Origin of the sequence: Paenibacillus sp. A3, from assembly GCF_001399685.1 — a bacterium.
Lineage (GTDB): Bacteria > Bacillota > Bacilli > Paenibacillales > NBRC-103111 > Paenibacillus_G.
The window spans coordinates 1-8,847 of sequence record NZ_JTHN01000226.1 but is presented as its reverse complement, the minus strand read 5'-3'; the positions used below and the strand labels follow the sequence as shown (position 1 = coordinate 8,847).

Here is an 8,847-nt window from a genome sequence, read left to right as displayed (position 1 = left end):
CTAGTGGTGGATACGACACAGGGATACGCTCCCCTGCCCACGCAGAAAGTGACCACTCGCTGTCTGGCCTACCGCGCTGCCGCCGACGGTCGCGCTGATCGTCGTTGTCCCTACCGTCGTCGGCGCTGTCAGCGTCGCCGTATAGGTGCCATTTTGATTATCCGTCACAGCGCCAACCGTCCCTAACGTCGACGTGATCGCAACCGCCGACCCTCCGGTCGGCCAAGCATTGCCCTGCGCGTCCTTCAACTTCACAGTAACCGTCGTCTGACTTGTCCCATCGGCTGTGAGACTGGACTGGGCGCTGGAAATCTCGCTCTCCCCCGGAGATATCGAATAATCCGCAATCATGTAGGTCCTGAAGGAAAAGTCGTACCCTGGCGACGGCGAATAGCCTCGTTTATAGGGATCACCCGGGCTAGTGTACCATCCAAAACCCGCACCGCTTCCTCCATTTTCCGTAGAGGCAACCATTCGATACATCGTATCTTTCTTCAAGTAAGGCGATGCTCCGGAGAAATCGACCACCATCCAGCCTGGGCTGTACGACGTCAGCTCAGCTGTGGCAAGCGGCGTCCCAAGATCGCCTTCTTTATAGATACCCAACCGTATTGCCCCGGTTCCAGCATAATAATCGAATATGTTGAGCTCAATCTTATTGAGATTACCGGCAATGGCAGGGGTAAAGGTTTGATATCTCGGATAATCACGGTTAACAAAAACATTTCCGTTTTTATTTGGCTGCTCTTGATCCAAAACAGGTGAATCCGCAGCAAACCCCTTCCCGCCGGGAAACAATCCCAAAGCAAGCACAACCACAAGAATCATCGCAATCCATCGCTTCTTCCGCTTCCAACCTTCCACCACATATCCTCCGTTCTTACCCTTGGTGCCATAGTTTACTTCATGCGGCTAAACTTCCATACCCTTAACTCATAAAGTAGGTGTAGCCGCCAACAACCAGCGCCGATGCAAAAAAAATACCAAAAAACCACTTTGCAAATTTAAAGCTTACGTTCCCGCCTTCCCACCATAGGCTATAGAAGATAACTCCTCCCAAGACCATAATGCTGACAAAAGCAATAAGGACATTTTCCACTTTTCTCACCCGGGCCTCTATCAATTTTCTGCCATAAATCATAAGCTGTATTAACAAAACAGATTACATCGATAACTTGGCGCTTTTATCATGCGAATCGGAAAGATGTTTGTACACGGCGATCGACAGCCATAGCCAAGCTGCGCCTGCCAGCATGCCGCCGATAACGTCGCTCGGGTAATGCACCCCCAAATAAATTCGGCTCAGACCGATGCAGACCATCATGAACATAGCCGCCGCCGTGAGTGCGATTTTCCCCGTACGGCTTCCGATATGGCTCCACAACAAATAAACGATAATGCCATATAAAGCCACGGCGGCAACCGACGACGAGCTCGGAAAGGAAAACCCATCTTCCTCCAGGAGCCGGTGAAAGTTCGGTCTCTCCCGAGCGAACAAAGATTTCGAAACATATCCTACTGCCGTAGAACCGCCGATCGCTGCAATAAATAAAAAAAGCTCCTTCCGCCGGCCTAACAAAACATACAGCACGATGATCATCCCAAGCGAAAGCACGATAATCGGCATCGTGGAACCGATCCAACTGAACCCTTTCATGACTCGGGTCCATCCCGCGGACTCCCAGCTCTGGATAAAGGACGAGATGCTGTGATCGAAAGCAAACAGCCGGTCTCCCTTAACCGCCAGCGCAATGATCCCAAACCCGCAGGCCGCGAGCAGGCTCGATACATACGCATATATGACATATGACCTATTCAAGTGACCCCTCCATCGATGTTAGCTGCTCCATAAGAAATAGGCATGGACCTGGCTTTCGCCCTTCGCATGCCGCATTCCATAAGCTTAACAATAAAGCCGGCACAGCCACGCTTCCATACCTAAAAAGGGGTATTTATTGCTTTGTCCATCATAAAGAAATAGACCGGAACTCCTTATTTATCAAGGAATCCCGGTCCTTTCATTGCATTATAAAATGACTCAATAGCTGGTTAAACTTGTCGCGTTCCTCCCAGAAAGGGCCATGGCCGCTATAGTGAAACGGGACAAGCTGTGAATTTCTTATGTTTTGATGGAGTTCCTGCGCTTGTTGAAATGGGATGACTTTGTCGTGAATGCCGTGGACGATTAAGGTAGGCACGGATATGAACGGCAGATCATCATATAGCTTCTCATCTCTCAGCATAACGACGACGGCCGCAGTCGACCAGCCTGCCGCCTGTAATCCCAGTTGAAAGAACCATTCCGAGAACGGAGCGGTGATATACTGAAAGAAAAAGCTGTCGGTGACTTCCCGCATCATCTTAGGGCGATCATTTAACGTCTCATGAAGAAACTTATTGGCTGTTTCTGGCGTAAAGCCTATGGGAGCCGCAGCGTCAACAAGGACAAGATTAGACACTCCGTAGCCATTGTACCGGGACACATACCGAATCGCGATCGAGCCGCCAGTGGAATGACCAACAAGCGTGAAGTCATGCAATTGAAGCGCACCGACTATCGTACGGATATCATCGGCCAATCGGTTATAATTGTAGCCGCTCAACGGCTTATCCGAATTGCCGAAGCCCCTCCAGTCAATTCCTATACAGCGGTATCCCAGCGCGGGAAGAACGTCAAACTGATACTCAAACTGTTTATGGCTTAACGGCCAGCCATGTATAAAAACAATGGTCTTGCTTCCTCCCGGATTAATATCCTCCACAAATAAATTTACACCCGGTTCTACATTAACAAAGGTGCCCACATAGATTCCCCCGTACAAAATGACGTATCTTCAACAATAAGATACTCATCCGGGCAACCATAGGTGAATACCTATCCTTGTCTGGGTTCCATGTCGGCTATCATCATTCCTTTTTTAATATACCTAAATATTGTTTCCATGGTCCGACGTCCGCCCGGTATCTCTCAGCCATGACCCGAACGATTTGAGCCATGTGGGTTAAATCATGAACAACCCATGTGGAGAGCAATTCTCTCAGCTTGACGACCCCAAATACAGGGTGGATGCCCGTCAATTCGAGATGCGCTTCAGGGTTGACGAGCTCCTTAAGTTTGGCTATATTTGAGGCTCGAATCGTTTTGAATTCATGCAGCTTTTGTTCAAACGATTTTTCCGCTTTTTCATTCAAGTGCGCATAACGGTCAAATGGCGGAAACGGTTTGCTTTCCCCTTCCTGAAGAATAAACTCCAGCCTCGGGACCCAATTCGTTTTCTCTCCCTCAATGAGGTGCTCAATTACTTCAACGACGTTCCATGTCCCTTCGCCTTCATTGCACTGCAGCCATCCATCCGATAAACCGGATAAAAAATACTCCAACGTTTGCGGCGTACGCTCCAGAACCTCAATCGCTTCTTTCAAATGAAAATTCATGCACACTGCTCCTTTCTCTCCGTTCGTCCAAGAATCATTAATAAAAATCCCACGTCAAAGCACGGCTTTTACGTGGGGGTGGATTGAGAGAGTTGCTTTAGACTTTAGCTGCCCATACTTCTATTTCTATTTTTATTTCCGGCAATCCTAATTCAGAAATGTAAGCAATCGTCATGGCGGGATAATTGTTACCGAATAACTCCTCCCACTCGGCATCAAGATAATCCCAATCGATTTTTTCGGTAGCCCATATATTAACCTTAATAATATTTTCTGACGTTAATTCCACGGAATGTAAAACAGTTTTAATATTGTCAAACGTATTCTTGATCTGTTCGTTCATAGGTTCGGGAATGCTGCCATTTCGGTCTACGCCGATTTGACCGGAAGTAACGTACAACTCTGCGTTTCTGGGGATTTTCGTAATATGGGTGTAGTTCCCTACCGGATCGGGCATCCCTGCCGGATTTTTTCTAACGATCTTGGCGTGTTCCATTTGAATTTACCTCGCACCCTAAAGTTTTCTGCTATTTTTTTACATTATTTTCAGGCAGACTTCACCCGTAAATGAATTCTAGAAAAAAACAGCAGTCGAGTATCCGTATCCACAAGCTATGAACTTTAACGTTTTTTTCTTCATGGATCGAATGCTCCTTTCTTTATAAATGCGAAGAGAGTGGCTTTACTAGAATATAATCCAAATCATTTTTGGAGTCAATTTTAACCAATACGGTCTATTGACGGCGCTCGCACAGACGCTGCTGAGAAACGGCAAGCGAGTGACGGTCTGGAACCGGACACTCTCGAAGGCAGAACGACTCGTTCAGCAGGGCGCGGTACTCGCCTCTTCCGCTGCTTCGGCCATTAGCGCGAGTCCAATCACTATCGTCTGCGTTGCCAATTATGAAACATCAGCCCGCATCCTGGATACAAAAGAAGTTGCCCCCGTCGGAGGAAGCCAAGCATCAGGGGAAGGTCATCCAGACGGGGCATTTCGGAAACCCCGAAAGCTCTCTTAAAACCTCAGCACTCATAGTTTATACATCTGTAAAAAAGATTAATGCGGCGTGTAGCTGAAATCATAACTGGAGATGGCTACTGTTAATCACAATGTCGTCGGTGGCTTTATTGCGCTGATGTGTGCAAGAAACCGACATCCGCCCTCGAATACAGTGCGCGATGTCGGTTTTAAACTTAACGGCCAAACTCCTTATTGAATATTTTACCGCGAGCCGTCATGATTTCCGGCGCTACCGAGTTGAAGCACGTTACCAAAATATGCTCCCCGCCAAGAGATCCGCCGGCTCTCGATTCAAATCCGAAAGTACCGCCGGCATGCCCCCAATAGGACTGCCCGTCCGGTGTTTTTTCTTCATAAATCCCTAGTCCGACTTTACCTATAGGCGAATCGACAGTTGTGAGCATCTGCTCCATCATCTCTTGATTTAGAAGCTTTCCGCCCAACAACGCACTGAAGAAGGTGGTCAAATCTTTGACTGTGGAAACCATATCTCCGGCTGCATTTGCCCACGATTGATTGATTTCTGTTAAATCATACAAATGACCCGATCTATCCATATTATATCCTGTGGCATGGTTGCCCGGAATATCGTGACTATTTTCCATTACGAATGTCCCTGTCATCCCGAGCGGTTCGATGAACCGTTTCCTGATCTGCTCCGCATACGTATCTCCGGTTACCTTCTGAATAATTTGACCGGCTAGCACGGTATTGGTGTTGGAATAGTTCCAGCCCTCCCCTGGCGCATATACAGGTGGCTTTGCAAGTGCCAAGCCGATAAGCTCGTCGACGGTATAGTAACGGAATGGATTTTGAGGCAAGGTAATATCTCGCATGTCATTATCTGTATAGGCTGCAATCCCGCTAGTATGGTTCAATAACTGACGAATCGTTATTTTGTTGCCGTCATATCCATTACCCTTTACGAGTCCCGGCAGCCATTTTTCGACCGAATCGTCCAGGTTCAATTTTTTCTCCTCAGCCAACTGCAATACAACGGTAGCGGTAAACGTCTTCGTGATGCTTCCAATACGGAATGAAAAATCCGGCTGCACCGGGCGTGGTACTTCGTAGCTGGCTGTACCTGTAGCGTAGGACCAGCGTTCCCCATCCTTGAGCCCGCCAGCGATGACACTTGGGACTCTTTTGATGGTTACCACCTCATCCATGACGCGTTTGACTTCTTCCCGATGCTTGCTTTTCTTTTCCTTCTCCGTGAGTTCTTTTTTGGCTTCTATTGCAAATTCCGACGCTAAAATATCGTTGATATGCTTCTCCGCATCGCTCAACACATTGATGTTTATCGAGATGACATGTTGACCGTCTTCCGTTCCGCCTGCAAAATTGGTAAATCCGGGAATACCCCCGCCATGCCCCCATACGATGGTGCCGTCCGGCAGCTTTGTTGCGTGTATGCCAAGTCCGTACCTTCCCAATGGGGAGTCGGCTGTGCTGTTGAGCATTTCCTTTTGCATCTCCGGTGTCAACAGCTTTCCGCCCAATAAGGCACGGAAAAATGTCGTCATATCTTCCCCTGTCGAAATCATTTCGCCGGCGGCGTTAGTAAACGATGGGTTAAGCACAGTAATATCTACTAACTTATCTCCAGTGTTCAGGTAGCCGCGGGCATTTTTTTTCGGAATATCCGCCGAGCTGCCGGGGAGGAACGTTTCTTTCAGCCGAAGCGGCTCAATAATCCGTTTCTTAATCTGCTCGGCATAGGTTTCTCCGGTAACTTTCTGGATAATGAGCCCCATAATAACCGTATTCGTGTTCGAATATTGCCAACCCGTTACCGGCTTCAGCTTCAAACCGCGGGCAATTAACTGTTCGGCTGTATAACTTTCGCCCGGATTTGCGAGTAAATTCGTCTTGAATTCCGGAGTCAAGTAGTCCGGGATCCCGCTTGTATGATTCAATAATTGACGAATCTTAATGTTATTGCCATCGAACCCATTGCCCTTTACGAGTCCCGGCAGCCATTTCTCCACCGTATCGTCGAGACTTAGCTTCTTCTCGCCGGCAAGCTGCAAGGCAACCGTAGCGACAAACGACTTCGATGTACTTCCGATCCGGAAAGTGGAGTTCGCGTCTACTTTATGGTTCCTTTCGATATTCGCTTCGCCGGAAGCATATGACCAACTCGCATCCCCATTCTTCACGGTAACGATAACGCCTGGAATATTGTCGGTATTGGCGGCTTTGTCGATAGCTTGTTGGGTTGGTGTCTGACCCGCTGCGTGCAGAGTTCCATAAGTAGGGAATACTAGCGTACCTGCCAGTATAGCTGTTAAAGTAAGTGCAACTCCTTTTTGAATAGTGAATGATTTCATAACGCATCGCTCCTAGTTGGAATGTTGTTTTGCTTTACCCCCTCACCTTACCCCCGAAGTTGTTAAATCGGATAGTGATAAAACCGCCAAGCTATTTTATGACATCGTATTTTGGACCTGTCACATATACCGTATGACAAACTATCAACTGTCTGATGTGACATGCTTTTAACAGCGGTTCTAACCGTTTAAAAACCTCTTTCGCTTGACGGCTCGGGAAATATTGTCTATATCCCTGCCGATAGTCAGCAGCTCCGGCTACAGACCGACCATAACGGCAGACGCGATCCGCCTGCTGATTGTTGATGACCAGGCGATCATTACCGACAGTTTGAAGCAAATTTTGGATCAGCATGCTGACTTTGAGTTGTAGGTAAGACGGGGGACGGGCGCGAAGTATTAGAACATTGCGAGCTTTCCCAACCGGGATACGTGCTAATGGATATTCGTATGCAGGAATAGGTGGGCTTGAAGCTTTACTTGAGATGAAACAATGATGGCCTGATTTGAAGGTTGTACTCATGACAACGTTGGAGGATTCCTTGCAGGCAGCAACTGCATTGGAGCGCGGGGCGGAAGGCTACATTGCTTAAGTCGATTCATCCGCAGGAGATGAAGGAAGTCTTGAAACTTATTTATCACGGAGGAATCTGGATCGACCAATCGGTCGCTACGGGGTTTTCGAAGAGATGAAGCGTCAACGTGAGCAGTTGGAGAAGATCGGCTCATTGGTGGCGTTTAGTGATATGTACTTTTTATAGCTCAGAGTTCGAAGTATTCCGGCGGAATATCGCATTAACACCGATGCCGTACTTAAAACAGTTCCTGCCGAAAAGCATATCGGCAGATGAAACGGTCAGTACAGTCGTGTGCGCATGGAAAAAGAAGCATCTCAGGAAAGAGAAAAACAAGTTGCGTTAAGTAAGGTTATAACCTAGAGTATTAAAAAGCTGTCCTAAAAAGTAGACTATCTACTTTCCGGACAGCTTTTTCCAATTGCAGTTGGATACTTTATTATTCAGTCTAAAACATTATTATTTGCGGACAATTACCTCAGTCTAATACAACCAAACTACTCCACCGTCACGCTCTTCGCCAAGTTCCGCGGCTTGTCGACATCGTTGCCGCGGGCCAGCGACGCGTAATACGCGAGCAGCTGCAGCGGCACAACGGACAGTGCCGGAGTCAACAGCGGCAGCGTTGCCGGGATCGCAAACGTATGGTCGACGACCTTGGCAAGCTCGGCGTCGCCTTCGGCATGGATGCCGAATACGTGCGCGCCGCGCGCTTTGACTTCCTTGATATTGCTGACCGTTTTTTCGAAGAGGTCGTCCTGGGTCGCCAAAGCGATCACCGGGATGCCTTCCTCAATGAGCGCCAGCGTTCCGTGCTTGAGCTCACCGGCAGCGTATGCTTCGGAGTGGATGTAAGAAATTTCCTTCAGCTTCAAGGAGCCTTCCAAAGCCACAGCATAATCCAAGCCGCGGCCGATGAAGAACAGATTGTCATGCGTCGATACTTGCTCGGCAATCGCCTTGATCGTATCGGCTTGAGCCAAAATGCTTTCGACCTTTTCCGGCAGTTCCTGCAGACCTGCAACGACGTCTGCGATGTAAGCCTCGTCCACCGTGCCAAGCGTCTGGGCCAGATACAGCCCGAGCAGGTAAAAGGCAATCAACTGCGAAGTATACGCCTTTGTGGAGGCTACGGCAATCTCAGGACCGGCCCACGTGACGATCACGTCGTCCGCTTCCCGGGCAACGGAGCTGCCGACCACGTTCGTTATAGCTAACACCCGCGCGCCGCAGCGTTTTGCTTCACGAAGTGCAGCCAACGTGTCTGCTGTCTCGCCGGATTGGCTCACGACGATGCCGGGCGTCTCCGGTGTAATAATCGGAGCGCGGTAACGGTATTCCGAAGCGACATCGGTTTCTACCGGAATCCGTGCCAGCTTCTCGATCACCGATTTTCCGACAAGACCCGCATGATAAGCCGTACCGCAAGCCACGATGTGGACTTGTCGAATGGTGCGAATCTGCTCCGGCGTCATGCCTACTT

The 8,847-nt window shown here is 48.7% G+C and carries 8 protein-coding genes and 2 pseudogenes; 2 read left to right on the top strand and 8 right to left on the bottom strand.

The features are described from left to right. The 6 genes from QJ48_RS29490 to QJ48_RS29465 form a co-directional block, all read right to left on the bottom strand. Entirely contained in the window at window positions 1-864 is an 864-nt protein-coding gene (locus QJ48_RS29490; RefSeq protein WP_054976944.1) for an Ig-like domain-containing protein, read from the bottom strand. Between the two features lie 64 nt (window positions 865-928). Beyond that, window positions 929-1,108, bottom strand: a complete 180-nt coding sequence (locus QJ48_RS29485; protein ID WP_237763108.1) for a hypothetical protein — start codon at window positions 1,106-1,108, stop codon at window positions 929-931. A 54-nt stretch (window positions 1,109-1,162) separates the two neighbouring features. Continuing rightward, window positions 1,163-1,819: a phosphatase PAP2 family protein gene (locus QJ48_RS29480; RefSeq protein ID WP_054976942.1), complete on the bottom strand. Its 657-nt coding sequence runs from the start codon at window positions 1,817-1,819 to the stop codon at window positions 1,163-1,165. Between the two features lie 199 nt (window positions 1,820-2,018). Further along, window positions 2,019-2,804, bottom strand: coding sequence for an alpha/beta fold hydrolase (locus QJ48_RS29475; RefSeq protein WP_054976941.1), 786 nt, complete (start codon window positions 2,802-2,804; stop codon window positions 2,019-2,021). Window positions 2,805-2,907: 103 nt separating this feature from the next. Continuing rightward, complete coding sequence (locus QJ48_RS29470; protein ID WP_054976940.1) at window positions 2,908-3,435, bottom strand: DinB family protein; 528 nt, start codon at window positions 3,433-3,435, stop codon at window positions 2,908-2,910. A gap of 97 nt (window positions 3,436-3,532) precedes the next feature. Continuing rightward, a complete protein-coding gene (locus QJ48_RS29465) occupies window positions 3,533-3,931 on the bottom strand; it encodes a RidA family protein (RefSeq protein ID WP_054976939.1) in 399 nt (132 codons plus the stop codon). 241 nt (window positions 3,932-4,172) lie between these two features. Between QJ48_RS29465 and QJ48_RS36370 the strand changes: the two are divergent. Beyond that, window positions 4,173-4,373 (top strand): annotated as a pseudogene (locus tag QJ48_RS36370) (NAD(P)-binding domain-containing protein); the annotation flags it as partial. A 256-nt stretch (window positions 4,374-4,629) separates the two neighbouring features. Here the strand turns inward: QJ48_RS36370 and QJ48_RS29460 are convergent. Continuing rightward, window positions 4,630-6,789: a serine hydrolase gene (locus QJ48_RS29460; RefSeq protein ID WP_054976938.1), complete on the bottom strand. Its 2,160-nt coding sequence runs from the start codon at window positions 6,787-6,789 to the stop codon at window positions 4,630-4,632. 280 nt (window positions 6,790-7,069) lie between these two features. On the opposite strand from QJ48_RS29460, the pseudogene QJ48_RS39020 reads away from it, so the two are divergent. After that, window positions 7,070-7,517 (top strand): annotated as a pseudogene (locus QJ48_RS39020) (response regulator transcription factor); the annotation flags it as partial. Window positions 7,518-7,861: 344 nt separating this feature from the next. Here the strand turns inward: QJ48_RS39020 and glmS are convergent. Next, window positions 7,862-8,847, bottom strand: a 986-nt coding sequence (gene glmS / locus QJ48_RS29455) for a glutamine--fructose-6-phosphate transaminase (isomerizing) (protein WP_063858193.1), incomplete at its 5' end; no start/stop codon positions are given.